Source organism: Anaerobacillus arseniciselenatis (assembly GCF_001865995.1).
Taxonomy (GTDB): domain Bacteria; phylum Bacillota; class Bacilli; order Bacillales; family Anaerobacillaceae; genus Anaerobacillus; species Anaerobacillus arseniciselenatis.
Genome location: NZ_MLQQ01000001.1, coordinates 459,527 through 477,611, shown reverse-complemented (window position 1 = coordinate 477,611; position 18,085 = coordinate 459,527). Strand labels below are relative to the sequence as shown.

Annotated in this window: 17 protein-coding genes; 16 read left to right on the top strand and 1 reads right to left on the bottom strand. The window is 36.1% G+C overall.

The window, feature by feature from the left end; genetic code table 11:
- Positions 1 to 84: 84 nt before the first annotated feature.
- From aroC to aroA, 12 genes are all read left to right on the top strand, one after another.
- Positions 85 to 1,254: a chorismate synthase gene (aroC, locus tag BKP35_RS02335; RefSeq protein ID WP_071311775.1), complete on the top strand. Its 1,170-nt coding sequence runs from the start codon at positions 85 to 87 to the stop codon at positions 1,252 to 1,254.
- Positions 1,254 to 2,321, top strand: coding sequence for a 3-dehydroquinate synthase (gene aroB, locus BKP35_RS02330; protein WP_071311774.1), 1,068 nt, complete (start codon positions 1,254 to 1,256; stop codon positions 2,319 to 2,321). The genes aroC and aroB overlap by 1 nt, the downstream gene beginning before the upstream one ends.
- A gap of 36 nt (positions 2,322 to 2,357) precedes the next feature.
- On the top strand, positions 2,358 to 2,741 hold the full coding sequence (gene aroH, locus BKP35_RS02325; RefSeq protein ID WP_071311773.1) for a chorismate mutase: 384 nt from the start codon (positions 2,358 to 2,360) through the stop codon (positions 2,739 to 2,741).
- Between the two features lie 437 nt (positions 2,742 to 3,178).
- On the top strand, positions 3,179 to 4,702 hold the full coding sequence (gene trpE, locus BKP35_RS02320) for an anthranilate synthase component I (RefSeq protein ID WP_071311772.1): 1,524 nt from the start codon (positions 3,179 to 3,181) through the stop codon (positions 4,700 to 4,702).
- A complete protein-coding gene (trpD, locus tag BKP35_RS02315; protein WP_071311771.1) occupies positions 4,695 to 5,723 on the top strand; it encodes an anthranilate phosphoribosyltransferase in 1,029 nt (342 codons plus the stop codon). The genes trpE and trpD overlap by 8 nt, the downstream gene beginning before the upstream one ends.
- Complete coding sequence (gene trpC / locus BKP35_RS02310) at positions 5,713 to 6,489, top strand: indole-3-glycerol phosphate synthase TrpC (protein WP_071311770.1); 777 nt, start codon at positions 5,713 to 5,715, stop codon at positions 6,487 to 6,489. The genes trpD and trpC overlap by 11 nt, the downstream gene beginning before the upstream one ends.
- On the top strand, positions 6,467 to 7,105 hold the full coding sequence (locus tag BKP35_RS02305) for a phosphoribosylanthranilate isomerase (protein ID WP_071311769.1): 639 nt from the start codon (positions 6,467 to 6,469) through the stop codon (positions 7,103 to 7,105). Before trpC ends, BKP35_RS02305 begins: the two co-directional genes overlap by 23 nt.
- Complete coding sequence (gene trpB / locus BKP35_RS02300; RefSeq protein WP_071311768.1) at positions 7,102 to 8,301, top strand: tryptophan synthase subunit beta; 1,200 nt, start codon at positions 7,102 to 7,104, stop codon at positions 8,299 to 8,301. The genes BKP35_RS02305 and trpB overlap by 4 nt, the downstream gene beginning before the upstream one ends.
- Entirely contained in the window at positions 8,294 to 9,094 is an 801-nt protein-coding gene (gene trpA / locus BKP35_RS02295; RefSeq protein WP_071311767.1) for a tryptophan synthase subunit alpha, read from the top strand. The genes trpB and trpA overlap by 8 nt, the downstream gene beginning before the upstream one ends.
- A 52-nt stretch (positions 9,095 to 9,146) precedes the next feature.
- Positions 9,147 to 10,229, top strand: a complete 1,083-nt coding sequence (gene hisC / locus BKP35_RS02290; RefSeq protein WP_071311766.1) for a histidinol-phosphate transaminase — start codon at positions 9,147 to 9,149, stop codon at positions 10,227 to 10,229.
- Between the two features lie 203 nt (positions 10,230 to 10,432).
- On the top strand, positions 10,433 to 11,539 hold the full coding sequence (locus BKP35_RS02285; RefSeq protein WP_071311765.1) for a prephenate dehydrogenase: 1,107 nt from the start codon (positions 10,433 to 10,435) through the stop codon (positions 11,537 to 11,539).
- 17 nt (positions 11,540 to 11,556) lie between these two features.
- Entirely contained in the window at positions 11,557 to 12,840 is a 1,284-nt protein-coding gene (gene aroA, locus BKP35_RS02280) for a 3-phosphoshikimate 1-carboxyvinyltransferase (protein ID WP_420534784.1), read from the top strand.
- A gap of 115 nt (positions 12,841 to 12,955) precedes the next feature.
- Here the strand turns inward: aroA and BKP35_RS19340 are convergent, their stop codons facing one another.
- Positions 12,956 to 13,120: a hypothetical protein gene (locus tag BKP35_RS19340; RefSeq protein WP_169819124.1), complete on the bottom strand. Its 165-nt coding sequence runs from the start codon at positions 13,118 to 13,120 to the stop codon at positions 12,956 to 12,958.
- Positions 13,121 to 13,422: 302 nt separating this feature from the next.
- Between BKP35_RS19340 and BKP35_RS02275 the strand changes: the two genes are divergently transcribed.
- The 4 genes from BKP35_RS02275 to BKP35_RS02260 all read left to right on the top strand — a co-directional run bounded on the left by BKP35_RS02275 (position 13,423) and on the right by BKP35_RS02260 (position 18,060).
- Positions 13,423 to 14,352, top strand: a complete 930-nt coding sequence (locus BKP35_RS02275; protein WP_071311764.1) for a hypothetical protein — start codon at positions 13,423 to 13,425, stop codon at positions 14,350 to 14,352.
- Between the two features lie 166 nt (positions 14,353 to 14,518).
- On the top strand, positions 14,519 to 15,778 hold the full coding sequence (locus BKP35_RS02270; protein WP_071311763.1) for a tetratricopeptide repeat protein: 1,260 nt from the start codon (positions 14,519 to 14,521) through the stop codon (positions 15,776 to 15,778).
- Between the two features lie 446 nt (positions 15,779 to 16,224).
- Positions 16,225 to 17,274, top strand: a complete 1,050-nt coding sequence (locus tag BKP35_RS02265) for a hypothetical protein (RefSeq protein ID WP_071311762.1) — start codon at positions 16,225 to 16,227, stop codon at positions 17,272 to 17,274.
- Between the two features lie 234 nt (positions 17,275 to 17,508).
- A complete protein-coding gene (locus tag BKP35_RS02260; RefSeq protein ID WP_071311761.1) occupies positions 17,509 to 18,060 on the top strand; it encodes a ReoY family proteolytic degradation factor in 552 nt (183 codons plus the stop codon).
- Positions 18,061 to 18,085: the final 25 nt, after the last annotated feature.

The window sequence follows — 18,085 nt, the reverse complement described above, 5'->3', positions numbered from 1 at the left end:
TTAATTATTCATAAGACAAAGAAAGAAAACTATGTTATAATTTAGCGCATGAAAGCGCTAAAGAAATCAAGGAGGAACCATGAAATGAGATATTTAACAGCAGGTGAGTCGCACGGCCCACAATTAACGACGATCGTTGAAGGGGTTCCTGCCCATTTAACTTTAGAAAAACAAGATATTGATCAAGAATTAGCAAGACGTCAAAAAGGCCATGGCCGTGGTCGAAGAATGCAAATTGAAAAAGATCAAGTGAAGATTACGAGTGGTGTTAGGCACGGGGGAACTACAGGCGCACCTATCACTCTTATTGTTGAAAATGATGACTGGAAACATTGGACGGAAATTATGGGGATTGAACCTTTTGAAGGGGAAGCTAGTGATGTTAAACGAACGATTACTAGACCACGTCCTGGGCATGCAGATTTAAATGGTGCACTAAAATATAATCATCGTGACATGAGAAATGTACTAGAAAGGTCTTCGGCCAGAGAAACTACGGTACGGGTTGCAGCTGGTGCTGTTGCGAAAAAAATCTTGTCACAGTTTGGAATTAAAGTGGCAAGTCATGTTGTCGAGATTGGTGGAGTTAAAGCTCGAGATGTCAACTATGAAACAATCGAAGATGTTCAACAAAGAACTGAAGATTCTCCTGTACGATGCTTAGATAGTGATGCTGAAAAGAAAATGATGAATGCCATTGATCAAGCGAAAGAAGATGGTGACTCTATTGGAGGAGTTGTAGAAGTACTCGTTGAAGGAGTTCCTGTAGGTTTAGGAAGTTATGTACACTATGATAAAAAATTAGATGCAAAAATTGCTGGAGCAGTGATGGGAATTAATGCATTTAAAGGCGTTGAAATTGGTATTGGCTTTGAAGCTGCGAGAAAGCCAGGAAGTGAAATTCACGATGAAATTACTTGGGACCAAGAAAATGGTTACAAACGTAAAACGAATAATTTAGGTGGCTTCGAAGGTGGAATGACAAACGGAATGCCAATTGTCGTTAAGGGAGTTATGAAACCTATCCCAACTCTTTATAAACCGTTACAAAGTGTCGATATCGACACAAAGGAAGCCTTTGAGGCGAGTATCGAACGTTCTGATAGCTGTGCGGTTCCAGCTGCGGCAGTTGTTTGTGAGGCAGTCGTTGCCTGGGAAGTTGCTTCTGCATTGTTAGATAAATTCGGTAGTGACTTTATCGGTGATATAAAAGAAAATATTGAACGCTACGAGGAACGGGTGAAAAACTTTTAATGGAAGCGATGAGAATTGAGACGAAAACAAAAGAATATCCATTATATATTGGTAAAGATATTCGTTTTGACATCGGAGAGATCATTAAGAGTCTCCAGCTATCAGTAACCTCGATCTTAATAATAACTGATGATAAAGTTGCGCCATTATATTTAAATGATATTAAGTCAGGAATAAACGATGGACACTCTGTGTATGAATATATAATTCCTAGCGGAGAGGCGTCGAAATCATTTCAAAATTATTATGAAATTCAAGGGTTTGCGCTTGAAAAAGGACTAGATCGTCGCTCTCTTATCATTGCTCTCGGTGGTGGGGTTGTCGGTGATTTAGCAGGATTTGTTGCTGCAACATACATGAGAGGTATTGCCTTTGTGCAAGTTCCTACGACACTGTTAGCCCACGATAGTAGTGTAGGGGGGAAAGTAGCGATTAATCACCCATTAGGTAAAAATATGGTGGGTGCCTTTTATCAGCCAGAAGCCGTTATTTATGATACTGAAACGTTACAAACATTACCTGAACATGAATGGCGCTCTGGTTTTGCTGAAGTAATTAAACATGGTTTCATTTGGGACCCTCCTTTTTTGAAATGGTTAAAAGAAAATATCGATAATTTCTCACAAATAAAAGGAAATGTAGCTGAAGAGCTATTAACAAGGTCCATCTCCGTGAAAGCAGCGGTAGTAAAAGAGGATGAAACCGAAAAAGGAATTCGTGCTTTTTTGAATTTTGGTCATACGTTGGCTCACGCTATTGAAACAAATTTAGGTTATGGGAAAATAACTCACGGAGAAGCAGTTGTCATAGGCATTATCTTTGCTTTAAAAGTGAGTGAAGATTACTATAATAAAAACTTAAACATCCCAAGCATCATTGAATGGTTTAAAAAATACAATTATAGTGTATCTATTCCTGAACAATTAACAACAGAAGATCTAATTATTGCAATGAAAAAAGATAAAAAATCAGAAGAAGGCATTGTTCGGATGGTTTTATTAAGTGAGATAGGAAAAGTAGAGGTCGTTTCCGTTTCAGAAGATCGCTTAAGGTCATTATTAGGCTAATTAATATTTCGAAAATAGAAACTACGGAGGGGTTACATGGTTAGAGGAATTCGCGGTGCGATTACAGTAAATAATAATAACGAAAATGAAATCGTAGCATCGACAGAACGTTTGTTAAAAGAAATGATCGAAAAAAATCAACTTGAAGCGGACATCGTTGCTCACGTAATGATCACCGTTACTGAAGATTTAAATGCAGCTTTTCCGGCAAAAGCATTACGCTCGTTTACTGATTGGACGTATGTTCCAGTAATGTGCTCAAGGGAAATACCCGTTCCTAATAGTTTGCAGAAATGTATTCGAGTAATGCTTACGGTTAATACCGATGTAACACAACAAGAAATTAAACATGTTTATTTAGAGGAAGCCGTTCATTTGAGACCTGATTTAACGTTGACAGATACACATAACCGGGTGTAAGATGACGTATAAGAGTAGTTTAGTTGTAGATTTTTTTAAATAGGAAAGCGTAGTTCAACTTAGAAAGTTGTCTATCCAAGGCGTTTGCGCTTTTCTTTAGAGCAGAGTGAGTAGTGTTTAATATAGTTGAGTAGAGAAGAGAATGAGAAAAGTGAGATGAGCTGAGCAGAGGTATCGTTTATTAAGTATGGGGCTGTCTCAAAACAAAGTGTCAGACACCGTTAGGCACTAAATATAGACGGATAATAAATATATACGTCTATATTTAGTAAGCTTTACATTGTGTCAGACACTTATGAGAGAGCCCTTTTTTCGCTTATTTGAACCTTTTTATAATAAAAGTTCATAAAGCATTTAAAGTTTAAAAAAACTATCATATATCTCATCCTCATATTCTTTTTCATTTTCTTTTCACCAAATTAGTGAGGTGAAAATTAATGAAAAACCCTTCAATAGCACAATTTTTACAAGATGCTAAACAGTATAAAACCATTCCTTTTATTTCCCATTTTTTTGCAGACACATTAACTCCGATTCAAATTTTTCAACAATTAGAAAATGAAGCTGTTTTTTTATTAGAAAGTAAAGATGAGCAGTCTCCTTGGTCAAGATATTCTTTTATAGGCTTATCTCCGAAATTTTATTTAAAAGAAAAAAATAATTTATACACATTTGAAGACGAAAACAATGAAGTGATATTTTCCTTTTCTAGTTTTAAAAAAGCGTTTGACGCTGCTATCTCCTATCTTGATGTAAAGGAAGTTGATTTACCGATTCCTTTCCGGGGTGGCGCTGTAGGTGCTATTTCCTATGATGCTGTTGAACTTATGGAACCCGTTCTAGCTAGTAACAATAAACTTGATGAGGAAGAAAAAATGAATTTTGTTTTTTGTGAAACGATTTTAGCGTATGACCACCATAAAAAAGAACTTTTCGTTATTCATCATGTGAATAGGATTGGGAATGAAGATAAGAGCAACTTAAAGGAACTATATATGACTGCTTCAGAAAAAATAAATCTAATGATTGAAAGGATTTTGCAAGCGAATGTAACAACAAAGCTTTTTCAACCGCCGGTAGAAGAGGAAGTAAGCTTTGCAAACGTTCGATCGAATTATGATAAAAATACGTTTTGCAGCGATGTTAATAAAATTAAGGATTATATTCGTGCTGGCGATGTTTTTCAAGCAGTACTTTCGCAGCGTTTTGAATTAGATATCACCGTAAGTGGTATCGAGCTTTATCGAGTATTAAGGATGGTGAATCCTTCTCCGTATTTATTTTACTTAAAAATTGACGATGTCGAAATTGTGGGCAGTTCACCTGAAAGGTTAGTTCAAATTGAAGAAGGACATATCGAAATTCATCCGATTGCCGGAACTCGAAAACGCGGGAAGTCAAAGGAAGAAGATGATGCTCTTGCGGTAGAACTTTTAAATGATGAAAAAGAAAGAGCCGAGCATTATATGTTAGTAGATTTAGCAAGAAATGATATCGGTAGAGTAGCTAGTTTTGGCTCAGTAGACGTTCCAGTACTTATGGAAATTGGGAAGTTCTCGCATGTGATGCATATGATTTCAAAAGTAACAGGACGAATTGATCAAAAAGTACATCCAATTGATGCACTCTTCTCTTCGTTTCCAGCGGGGACTGTTTCAGGAGCTCCTAAAATAAGAGCGATGCAAATTTTAAAAGAAATGGAACCTACAAGAAGACAGTATTATGCAGGAGCGATTGCTTACTTAGGTTTTGATGGCAATATCGATTCTTGTATTGCGATAAGGACGTTAGTTATTAAAGGTAATAAAGCGTACGTTCAAGCTGGAGCAGGTGTCGTAGCAGATTCTATTCCAGAAAATGAATATGAAGAAACAAGAAATAAAGCAAAAGCATTAATAAAAGCGATTATGATTGCCGAGAAAATGTTCGGCAGAGGAAGGGAGTTGATTTCTAATGTTTAAACACATTTTAAAAAAATGTTCAGAAGGAAAAACATTAGACCGCAATGAGGCTAAATTAGTCATGGATGAAATGATGGCTGGAGTTGGTGAAGAAGCGCAAATTGCGGGGCTTCTTTCAATGATGCGACTTCGTGGTGAAACAGTCGATGAAATGGTTGGCTTTGGCGAGTCAATGAGAGAGCATGCCATCTCATTACAACACGAGGAAACGAAACTTTTAGATACTTGTGGAACGGGTGGAGATCAATTATCGACGTTTAATATTTCCACAGCAACGGCCATTTTAGCTTCTGCTTGTGGAGTAAAAGTGGCAAAGCACGGAAATCGTGCCATTTCATCATCAAGCGGTAGTGCCGATGTGTTAGAAAAATTAAATATTCCGGTACAATCATCACCAACAGAGGCGGTTAGTGCATTAACAAATAAAGGGTTATGTTTTTTGTTTGCTCCTTTATATCACAGTTCGATGAAGCACGTCGCTTCAACGAGAAAATCACTAGGATTCAAAACGATTTTTAACTTATTAGGGCCGTTAGTTAATCCGGCCAAAGCGAATCGCCAAATGATCGGTGTGTTTGATCGGAATTTTGCTTACAAAATGGCAGAGACGTTAAGAGAATTAGGGAGTAAACGAGCACTATTTGTAACAGGGGGGGAAGGAATTGATGAATGTTCAATTTCTACTCATACCAATATTATTGAATTAGTAAATGGAGACATTGAAAGTTATCAAATAACCCCTGAACAATTCGGAATCAAAAGAGGCGACTTATGTGACATTAAAGCGACTTCAGTGACAGAGAGTGCTGAAATCATTGAAAATATATTCAAAGGAAGAGCACACACAACAGCTGAAAACATTGTTGTATTGAACTGTGCAAGTGCTCTTTATATCGCAGGTGAAGTAGAAAGTATAAAAGAAGGTGTTCAACTAACAAAAGAGGTGATTTCTTCTGGTAAAGCTTTTCGTCAGTTTGAATCCCTTCAAGAAAGAAAGGAGCTGCTACGTCATGTTGAATAAAATCGTAGAAACAAAAAAATTAGAAGTCGAAAACCTAATCTTATCAGAAAATGAAGAAGTTAAGCGCTATTCTTTACTGAAGGCACTTTGTAATACAAACCGAAACTTAGGATTAATTGCTGAAGTGAAAAAAGCTTCACCTTCAAAAGGGGTAATTAAGGACAATTTCGAACCATTATCAATTGCTAAAGAGTACGAACAAGCGAATGCTGATTCTCTTTCTGTTTTAACCGACGAACAATATTTTAAAGGACATCCGACGTATTTAACACAAATAAAAAAGAAAGTAAATATTCCGGTGTTAAGAAAAGATTTCATTATATCAACGAAACAAATTGAACAAAGCAAGCGAATCGGTGCAGATGCTATTCTTTTAATTGCTGCTATTCTAGAACGAAATCAACTACATGAATTTTATTTAGAAAGTTATGAAAAAGGCATGGAATGCCTCGTAGAAGTTCATTCAATAGAGGATATTGAAAAAGTATTATCTACTTTTTCACCTGAAATATTAGGTATAAACAATCGTAACCTTAAAACGTTTGAAACAAATATTGATCATACGATTGAAATTGTCAAACAATTACCAGAAGATCTCTTTGTCGTTAGTGAAAGTGGAATTAGTACAGCGAGTGATTTGAAGAAGCTAGAAGGATTTGCAAATGCTATTCTCGTGGGGGAAACATTGATGAGAGCACCAACTCCACAGTTAGGTATAAAAACTTTATTTGGAGAAAGCGCGAATGAAACGAGTACCTTTGCTTAAATATTGTGGAAATCATAGTTTAGAAGATATTAAAGTCGCCACGAATAGTAGTGCTCATTATTTAGGTTTTGTGTTTGCAGAAAGTAAACGTTGTGTTACACCTAGTGAAGTAAAGGAGTGGTTGAGTAAGGTAGAAGTTTCGCAAAAGCTTGTAGGTGTTTTTGTTAATGCTCCTATCGATCAAATACAATTAGCTGTTGAAAACATAGCATTAGACGTTATTCAATGTCATGGTGAAGAAACAGTGGAGGAAATTTTAGCTTTAAAAGCAACTTTTAAACAAAAAGTGTGGAAAGTCATCCACCACTCCGAGACCGCAATAAATTTGATGAAGCAGTATGAGGGTGTTGTTGATGGCTATGTCATCGACAGTAAAGTGAAAGGTGTTAGAGGTGGAACTGGAGTGACTTTTGACTGGTCCGCGATTCCTGCATATAAAAGAGAAGCCGAAAAACAAAAAGTGCCTTGCTTTATTGCTGGGGGCATCAATGTTAGTACGATCAATGAACTTCTTCAATATGATCCAGGTGGTATTGATTTATCTAGTGGAATTGAAGTAAGTGGTAGAAAATCTGAAAAAATAAAGAAACAATTTGAGGAGAGGTTATTTGTATGAAATATCAATTCCCAGATGAAAACGGGCGATTCGGTGAATTCGGTGGTAAGTTTGTACCAGAAACGTTAATGTATGCTTTAAATGAATTGCAAGAAGCTTTTAAAGAAGCGATGTCAGATGAAGTTTTTAAAAAAGAATATATTGAGCAATTAAAACTATACTCAGGACGTCCAACGGCGTTAACGTATGCAGAAAACGTGACTCATCATTTTCAAGGTGCGAAAATTTACTTGAAACGAGAAGATTTGAATCATACTGGTGCTCATAAAATTAACAATGCCATTGGGCAAGCGTTACTTGCTAAAAGAATGGGCAAGAAAAAAATTATCGCGGAAACTGGTGCAGGTCAGCACGGAGTAGCCGCAGCAACGGTTGCCGCAAAGTTCGGCTTGCAATGTAAAATATTTATGGGAGAAAAAGATATCGAGAGGCAGAGATTAAATGTTTTTCGAATGGAGCTTTTAGGCGCAGAAGTAATACCGGTTAGTAGTGGGAGTCGGACATTAAAAGATGCAACAAATGAAGCGATTCGTTATTGGGTTACAAATGTTACTGATACATTTTATTTAATCGGTTCTGTCGTTGGTCCTCATCCTTATCCACAAATCGTTCGTGACTTCCAACGGGTGATCGGTGATGAAGCTAAGCAACAATTTTTATCATTAAAAGGTGAACTTCCAAATGAAATTATTGCCTGTGTAGGTGGAGGCAGTAATGCGATGGGGATGTTTTATCCATTTATAGAGGATAAGGTTAACTTAACTGGAGTTGAAGCAGCAGGTAGAGGAGTCGATACAAACTTACATGCAGCAACTTTAACAAAAGGCACTAAAGGAGTTATTCACGGTTCGTTGACGTATTTGTTACAAACCGAAGATGGACAAATCATTGAGCCGCACTCGATCTCGGCAGGGTTAGATTATCCGGGAGTTGGTCCAGAACATGCTCACTTAAAAGATATTGGCAGAGTGAGCTATGAGAGTGTTACCGATGATGAAGCAATAGAGGCATTACAATTGTTATCTCGTTTAGAAGGGATTATACCGGCGATAGAAAGTGCCCACGCATTAGCACAAGCTTTTAAGAAAGCAACAAGTTTATCACCTGATCAATCAATTTTAGTTTGCTTATCTGGTAGGGGAGATAAAGACGTGCATACGTTAATGAATACGATCGGGGGAGTAGCAAATGAGTAATACTAGACTTCAAACAATTAAAAAAGCTGATGAAACATTATTTATTCCATTTATTATGGCAGGGGACCCGACTCCTGAATTTACGGTTGAATTAGCATTATTACTTGAAGAGGTTGGCGCAAATATATTAGAGTTAGGTGTGCCGTATTCCGATCCTTTAGCAGATGGCCCGGTTATTCAGCGTGCTGCCTTAAGAGCTCTCGAACATGGGATGAGTTTAAAAAAAGCAATTGAACTCGTTTCACAAATGCGTAACAGAGGTTTGACAATTCCAGTAATTATTTTCACTTATTATAATCCAGTGTTACAACTCGGGGAAGAAAACGTTTTAGGGTTAATGAAAGAGCATGATATTGACGGGATCCTTATTCCGGACTTACCTTACGAAGAAAGTAGATTATTTGCGAAACGTTGTGACGATGAAAGTAGGCCCCTTATATCTTTAGTTGCACCTACATCTAATCAAAGAATCGAACAAATTGCCACTTCAGCAAATGGATTTTTGTATTGTGTATCTTCATTAGGGGTAACAGGAGTGAGGAATAACTTCGATGAAAATATTTATGAATTTTTACAAGAAGTAAAGAAACATAGTAAAGCCCCTGTCGCTGTAGGTTTTGGTATTTCTAGTAGCGAACAAATAAAGCAATTAAAACCTTATTGTGACGGAATTATTGTTGGTAGTGCGTTAGTAAAAATGATAGAATCTAAAAATACTGAAATATTAAATAATGAAACGAGAAGAAAAGTGTTATTAGACATAAAAACATTTGTACAATCTCTCATTTCATAATAAGATATATAGAAATATAGTAAAAAGCTTTAGTGGATTGGGGTGTTAAATGATGAAAGTAAAAAAACAACTCGAAGGGCTATCTCCATATAAACCTGGCAAGCCTATTGAAGAGGTAAAAGAAGAATTTGGGTTAAAAAATGTTATTAAACTGGCTTCTAATGAAAACCCATTTGGATGCTCACCGTCTGTTAAAGGAGCGATTGAAGGAGTTTTAGACAAACTAGCAATTTATCCAGACGGTTATGCGGCTATTATACGTCGCGATGTTGCTAATCATATAGAGGTAAAAGAAACCGAGCTCATTTTTGGGAATGGTTCAGACGAAGTGATCCAAATTTTATGTAGAGCTCTATTAGAGGAAGGTACAAATACGGTTTGTGCTGTACCGTCGTTTCCACAGTATAAGCATAATGCGGTAATAGAAGGCGCTGAAGTTCGCGAAGTTCTCTTGCAAGATGGTATTCATGATTTGGAAGCGATGTTAGAGCAAATTGATGAAAATACTAAAATAGTGTGGGTTTGTAACCCAAATAATCCTTCAGGGACGTACGTAAATGAAACGGAATTTAAACGATTTTTAGCAAAAGTTCCTAAAGATGTCCTTGTTGTTAGTGATGAGGCTTATTATGAATATGTTGTAGCCGATGACTATCCTCACACGTTACCTCTTCTTGACGAATATGAAAACTTAATGGTTTTACGTACTTTCTCAAAGGCGTATGGACTTGCTTCGTTACGAATCGGTTATGGTGTTGCTAACGAGAGATTAATTGCAAAAATAGATCCGGCAAGAGAGCCTTTCAATACAACAATGCTTGCTCAAGTTGCGGCAACAGCTGCTCTTAGCGATCAAGACTTTATTGAGAACTGTAAAAGTAAAAACCGAGATGGCTTAGAGCAATTTTATCAGTTTTGTGATGAGATGAACTTACCATACTACCCTTCACAAGGGAACTTTATTTTAATCGACTGTTTGAGACCTGGAAATGACGTTTTTAATCATTTACTAAAATGTGGTTTCATCGTTCGATCTGGCGAAGCATTAGGGTTTCCGACATTTATAAGAATTACAATCGGAAGCTTTGAGCAAAACGAGGCAATCATTAATGAATTAACAAATTACTTGAGTTAGGCGCCTTGCGCTTTTCTTGAAAGATAAATAATTTTGGGAACTGTCTAGCTCCAGCGCCTAGCTTCTCGAGCGTTTCGGTCTATCAAGATTTGCCTATTCATGATGGGAATCGAAGAGGAGGCAAAACGTTGCTGGCCCTCCAACGCTTGTCGAAGCTGACCAAGGCGCTTGCGCTTTTCTTTTGAAAGGAGAGTTAGTCTTCATTGGATAATCGTAAAGTATTTATTATCGGTTTAGGTTTGATTGGTGGGTCAATCGCCTTAGCGATAAAACAAGAACATCAAAACTGTCAAGTGTATGGCTATGATATAAATCAAAATCAACTAAAAGTGGCAAAGTCATTACGTGTCATCGATGAGGTAGCTGACACAATCGAAACGGGAGTTAAAGATGCAGACCTCATTATTGTCGCAACTCCTGTTTCTAAAACAGAAGAACTTATTTTGGAATTAGTAAATTATGATTTAAAACCTTCTGCAATTATTACAGATGTTGGTAGTACGAAAGAAAAAATCGTCAATAAGGCGAAATTATTTGCAGAAAAAGATGTCACATTTATTGGTGGACATCCTATGGCTGGCTCTCATAAAACAGGGGTTGAAGCAGCAAAATCACATTTGTTCGAAAATGCTTTTTACATATTAACACCGGCTAGCGAAACAGAAATGAATAAAATCATTCATTTACAAAATTGGTTAAAAGGAACGAAAGCAAAGTTTATTGAAATGTCACCAGAACAGCACGACAAACTTGCAGGTGTCATCAGTCATTTTCCGCATTTAATCGCTGCTAGTTTAGTTCATCAAGTTAGTAAATTAGAGAAAGAAGAACCAATGCTATTGCAATTAGCAGCAGGAGGGTTTCGAGATATAACGAGAATAGCATCTGCTAGCCCTGTGATGTGGCGTGATATTCTAGTTCATAATAAACAAACAGTCCTTTCTCTTTTAACGAATTGGCAAACTGAAATGGAACGAGTAAAGGGTATTATTGAAACTGCTGATGAAAAAGATATTTATCAATATTTTGAAACGGCAAAAAAATTTCGAGACGGATTACCGACACGGCAAAAAGGTGCCATTCCCTCTTTTTATGATTTATTTGTTGACGTCCCTGATCACCCTGGTGTTATTTCTGATGTTACCGGGATACTAGCTAAAGAAGGCATAAGTATTACCAATATTCGAATATTAGAGACACGCGAAGATATAATGGGGGTTTTACGTTTAAGTTTGCGATCTGATCAGGATCGAGATAGGGCTTTAGCGTGCTTAACCAACAATTTATACGAAGCTTACATCAGTTCATAATAAGAGGAGGATAAATGATGATAAAGAAAGTAGTATCGCCGGTTCAAAGTTTAAATGGATCTATTAAAGTTCCAGGGGATAAGTCAATTTCTCACCGGGCTGTCATGTTTGGTGCCATTGCAAATGGTAAGACAACCATTGAAGGTTTCTTACCAGGGGCAGATTGTTTAAGTACAATTTCTTGTTTTCGTAAACTAGGGGTTCAGATTGAAAGAAGTGGGGATGAAGTAACTGTTTACGGAAATGGTTGGGAAGGGTTAAAAGAGCCGGACGAAATACTAGATGTTGGTAATTCAGGGACGACGACTCGTCTAATGTTAGGTGTTTTAGGGACAAGGCCGTTTCATTCCGTCGTCATCGGTGATGAATCTATAGGGAAAAGGCCAATGGCAAGAGTAACAGATCCACTGAAAGCAATGGGAGCAAAGATCGATGGACGTGGAGAGGGAAACTATACACCGTTAGCTGTTCGAGGTGGTGAAACGAAAGGGATCACCTACGAATCCCCTGTAGCTAGTGCGCAAGTAAAGTCTGCGATTTTACTTGCTGGACTACAAAGTAAAGGGTTAACTTCAGTGACTGAACCGTTCAAGTCACGAGATCATACCGAGCGCATGTTAACAGCCTTTGGTGTTGAACTAAAAGAAGATAACACGACGGTTTCAGTTCGTGGACTGCAAACGCTTAAAGCTCAACATGTACTAGTTCCTGGAGATATTTCATCAGCTGCATTTTTTTTAGTAGCAGGAGCGATTGTTAAAAATAGTTCGATAACGTTAACGAACGTTGGTATGAATGAAACTAGAACAGGAATTATTGATGTTTTAAATAGAATGGGTGCTCACTTACAAATAAACAACAGCAAAGTGGTCAATGAAGAGAAGATCGCCGACTTAACAATTAGTACTTCAAAATTATCAAGTATTGAAATAGGTGGTGAAATTATTCCACGTTTAATTGATGAAATACCGGTCATTGCGGTATTAGCAACTCAAGCGAATGGGACAACAGTTATCAAAGATGCAGAGGAGCTAAAAGTTAAAGAAACGAATCGTATTGATACTGTAGTAAGTCAATTGAAAAAACTTGGTGCCAATATTGAGGCGACTGAAGACGGAATGATGATTCATGGCCCAACAAAGTTGACTGGTGGAAAAGTATCAAGTTTTGGCGATCACCGGATTGGTATGGCAATGGCGATTGCTGGTAGTGTAGCAAGTGAGGAAGTCGAAATTAGTGATGTAGAGGCTATCGATGTTTCTTATCCCAATTTCTTTGATCATTTAAGTGAATTAATTTAAAATAAAAAATTTTCAGAATATTTATTGACAATTCAATTTAAGTGTATATAATGATAGTTATAAACAATTCCCAATTTAGTGATTGCATGACATTAGCTTTTGAGCTTCGTTGTATTTAGTTAATCACTGAACAACGAAGTGAATTCTCCACTCCAACCACATTTTCCTGTCGATTTCGGCAGGACTTTTTTTGTTTTCCAAAACTTCCTAAGAAAAGTAAAAGCTTACCAAGACGCTTCCGCTTTTCTGGTCTAGCTCTAGGCGCCATCGGCTCGACCACTTCAGACCTTCCCTCGCGGTCTAAAGCCTGACCGCTGCGGGCAGGTCTTCCACCGGTTATCGCCGATAAGCGGGCGCCTTCCGCTTTTCTGGTCTAGCTCCAGCGCCTAGCTTCTCGAGCGTTTCGGTCCATCAAGATTTGCCTATTCATGAGGTGGAATCGAAGAGGAGACAAAACGTTGCTGGCCCTCCAACGCTGGTCGAAGCTCACAAGGCGCTTCCGCTTTTCGTGTTTTAAGTCATAATAGTTTGCTATTAATCATAGCTTGTCTATAAGGATCAACATTGTGTGGAGGGGGTAAAATGAAATATATAATTGAGAATGCTACTACACTTTTTTATGGAGAGAAGCAAAAACAATCATTTTTATTGGACGGCGCGAAAGTTGTTTATAAATCGAGTCACTTTAGCCATTTTAGTCATAAGAGACTTAATACCGATCAGTTTGTTATAACACCAGGTCATGTAATGATTGATTTTGATATTATGCATATAACCGATTTTCATGTTTTTAAAGAAAGAATGAGGCATTTACATGACCTTGGGTGCACTACTTTAATTACCGCTTGTGAAATTGAGTATGAAAAGCAATTTCAAACGAAACTCAAAAAGGCTAAACATAACTTAATTAATAGTAGCATTGACTTCGTTGTCGGTGCGAGGGTACCAATCAAGAAACTTTCGACTTCTTTAGTAAGGAAGTGCTGTCGATTAAGAGTTCCTATTATTTTTGTTGAGTTAAATGAAGTTTACGATATGTACTCAGTTGATTGGCAATGGATTCGTCAAGAACTATTTCCTTACCATCCTTTAATTGTTCCCATCTGGAACCTCAACGTTTCTAGAAGGAAGTTAGAAGGTATAAAAAGTGAATGGAGTTATTTATTAAATACAAATAAAGTAACTACATTGACTTCGGTCCCGAATGAACATACCCCTGTATCAAAACAGTTTTTATTAAACATAGGCCTGTATCCTAAAAAAGGTTCACTCCAAGGAAATTGTGATGCCGATTATTTACTTTTTTCAAAAGAAAATTTAAATCATTCTGTAATAGATTTTGAGAGTGTAAGGCCTGAAGTAGTATTTGCTAACGGAAAAGTGAAAAAAGCGGGATCATCAATTTTTATCCAACCAGGCATTGGCAAGGAGCTAGAAGTGATCGTTCCGAAACAATTTGTACCTATCAATGAAGCATATGAACCCTCAACAGTTTTATTGTTAGATGATTAAAGTCGTTATCGCTCTAGCAAAAGTTCTTCATTGATTATTAATCCGACAATTGTCTATAATGATAGTATTAATAAATCCACCAGACTCGGTGGTTTTTCTTTTTATTAGAATATATTTTTAAGATGAAAAGCTTTGTTTACGCTTTTCAAAGATAGGAGTAATGATAATGAATATTGGGATAAAAAAAGCATTAAAAGACATCGAAGCAGGGAATATGGAAGAAGGGTTAGCTCAATTGAAGAAAGTTAACGAGACGGCTGATCATGAAACGAAATATTCGATTGCTGAAATTTATTATGAGTTAGGTTTAGTAGATTTAGCAAAAGAAATTATGGATGAGTTAATATTATTGTATCCTGACGAAGGAGAATTATATACTTTTATGGCCGAACTGTTAATTGATTTAGATCAAGAGGATGAAGCGATTGAAATGCTTCTTGAAATTAAGGAGAATGACCATGTTTATGTGCAAGCACAGTTGTTATTAGCTGATTTATATCAATTGCAAGGGCTCGATGAAGTAGCAGAATCAAAGTTATTAATAGCAGAGAAAAAAGTACCTGATGAGCCAGTCGTTCTTTTTGGGTTAGGAGAATTTTACTTAGCAAGAGGAGACTATTTAAAAAGTATACCTTATTATAAGAGAGTGTTAGCTTCTAATGAAGATTTAGATGGAACGAATATTGCTTTACGCCTAGCTGAGGCTTACAGTGCAACAGGCTATTTTGAAGAAGCAATTACTTATTACCGTGATGGGATGAATGGTGACAAAATTATCGATGATCATTTTGGTTACGGGTATACAGCATTTCAGTTAAATGATTACCCAGTAGCTATTAAACAATTTGAAACTGTCATTGATATGGACGAGAGTTATTCAAGTGTATACCCTTATTTAAGTGAAGCTTATGAGGAAGAAGGACAAGTTCACGAAGCGCTTCAACTTATAAAAAAGGGTATTGAAATTGATGAATATAACGAAGCGTTGTATGTTCAAGGGGCAAGGATATCTTTTAATAACGGTTTTATTAGCGAAGGAGAAGAATACTTAAGAAAAGTAGTTGCAATTAATCCCGCGAATTTTGAAGCTGTTAATATGTTAGGTAATTTCCTTAAAAAGGAAGAGCGTTACGATGAACTTCAAGAATTAATCCTTCATATTAAAGAACTTGGTGAAGAAGATCCATTATTTGATTGGTTTTTAGCTTCGGCAAAATGGGAATTAGACGAATGTGACGAGTCTCTAAAGTTATTTGAACAAATTACAGTTAGCTTATCTCATGATAGTGACTTTTTAGAAGAATATGGACAAGTTTTGCTTGAAGCAGGTTACAGGCAAAAAGGGAAAGAAATGTTAGAAAAAGCATTGAATATTGATGCTTCGAAAACGCATTTACAAGAATTTCTCTTTCATTTGAATAATTAATGATTTCATAAACCAATATTATCGCCATTAGGTAACTATAAGTAGTTGCCTTAGGTCGCTCGCAACTACTTATAGTTGGATATGGTTTAATTTAGGTTATTATGAAATTCACTCTAATCAATGAATTTCATAATTCATTATTCTTACCACTAAGATCAATATATAGTTGCGTCAAAACATTCGCAAACTATATATTGCGTGATGTGGCTCATTTTTGGTAATTATGAAGTTCACTCTAATGAATAAATTATAAGTTTTCTTAAAACCGTTCATACTAAACACATAAGACAACTGTTTAATGTACATGTGGAAATGCTGTCCGATTTTCTTGAGTGAGCCTCTAAAATTCGTGAGAATTTTACAGCGAAGCGAAAGAAGTCGGATAGCATATAGCAATTTCCATACCCCAAAGTAGTCAAATAGTTTAGGAAGAACGGTGATAATATATGAATTTAATGGATGTATTGCTTTTTCAAGAACGACGGCAGCTATTAAAACTATTAAAGGGTGATGTAGAAGGTTTTAATGCCAATTCTAAACGAGAAATGGTTGAAATGCTTTACCCGAAGCTTATGAATAAAAATGAACTAAAAAGTAAATTTCAAAAGTTTTCAAATGAGGCAAAACGAATCGCTTTATCACTTTGTTACGACAAAAAGCTATTTCTATCGAAAGAAGAGTTGCGTGGCTATACGCCAAGATTAAAAGAAAGCGATTATCAGGAAATATTAAATGAATTAATTTCAGCCGGAATTTTGTTTTCGTATGAAGCCAATAATTTTCTTGTACCGAAACAAATAAAAAAAGAACTTGTTCGTCAGTTTAAAATGACTATTGAGGAAGATGTATTGATATTACCAACTTTAATAGATGAAAATAATGAAATTGAGATTATCAATGATTTATTCTATTTTATCGATATCGTTGCTGAAAAAAGCCTACCTTTAACAAAAATGGGGATGATTCATAAAAAGGATTATCAACAAATAATGAAAGGGTTTAGTATTAAGGAACAATTGCCAAATGATAAGTGGCGCTTTGGTTATGGTAGACGATTTTCTCAATATCCCGATCGTTTTTCATTAATTTATGATTTTTGTTTTGATAAAGGTTGGATTAAAGAAGAAGCTGGGAAACTAACATTAGGTCAAAGGGTAGAGGAATTATTCGAGCTAAAGTTAGAAGAGTTTATGCAGGAGCTCATAAAATATTGGCTCAAAGCTTACAAGCGGCCGATACCTACAATCCGACTTTTATATCCCTTATTTTTAGAGTTACTAAAAGAAGGGGAAGGGCTAGATGAAAATTGTCTTATTTCGGCATTTTCACCATTTGTTGAACCGTATTATTTTGACCAGAAAGAAGACATTATTCAAAAACGATTTTTACAAATGCTTACATATCTAAATATCGTAAAAAAAGTGGAAGTAGAAGGTATTTGTTGCTACACGCTTGGCCCGGCAAAAAATTATGCATATAATACTCAAATACTTTGAAATGGATGGGCGATTGTGAAATCGAGTTTTCACAATCGCTTTTTTTACACTTAAAAGACGACTCAAAAAGCAATAATTGTTTACGAAAACAACCAAAAAGTGATATGTTTAAGAAATTAACTATAAGGAAAATTATTATTAATAAATAAAAGGAATTTTACCGTTAAAGAAAGAATAATATAAGTAATTAACACTGTTTATCTTAGTGTGTATTTTAATTGGGGGGGGATAATGATGAGTAGTGCAATTTCGATTTTAGAAAAAAAGGATTTTTTGAAGTGGTTTTTAAATAATTTTCAATTGAAACGTAGAGAGTGCGCTTGGTTATTGAATTACTTAATGAGTGATGATCAGTTAATGGAAAAGGTCCACTTTGTTGAAAATGCAGAATACTGTCCGAAATCTCTCATCATCTCAGCAAATGATGTAGATTGCATCCCTTTTAGTTTTCATAAAAGACAACACGTTACGATGGATGCTGAGAAGTCCTTTCATGATATTCGCTTGAACAAAGAAGAAGAAATCTATATTCAATTAAACTTTAAAGATGCAAAAAAAAACCCTCAATATGTTGCAGTGTTAGAAGATAATCCTTTTATCCCTATCGATAAGGAAACGGAAAAAATTTATAGTTTATTTGCGGATTTAATCATTGATAAAGCACTGTTTCAATTTGAAAAAAAACAATTAACAGAGAAGATTGATCAAGCGTTAGATAGTGGCGATAAAGAAAGTTTTATAAAGTATAGCAACCAGCTAAAAGAGTTAAAAGCCCTTAAAAAATAAGGGCTTTTATTTTTTTTGTTAAAAA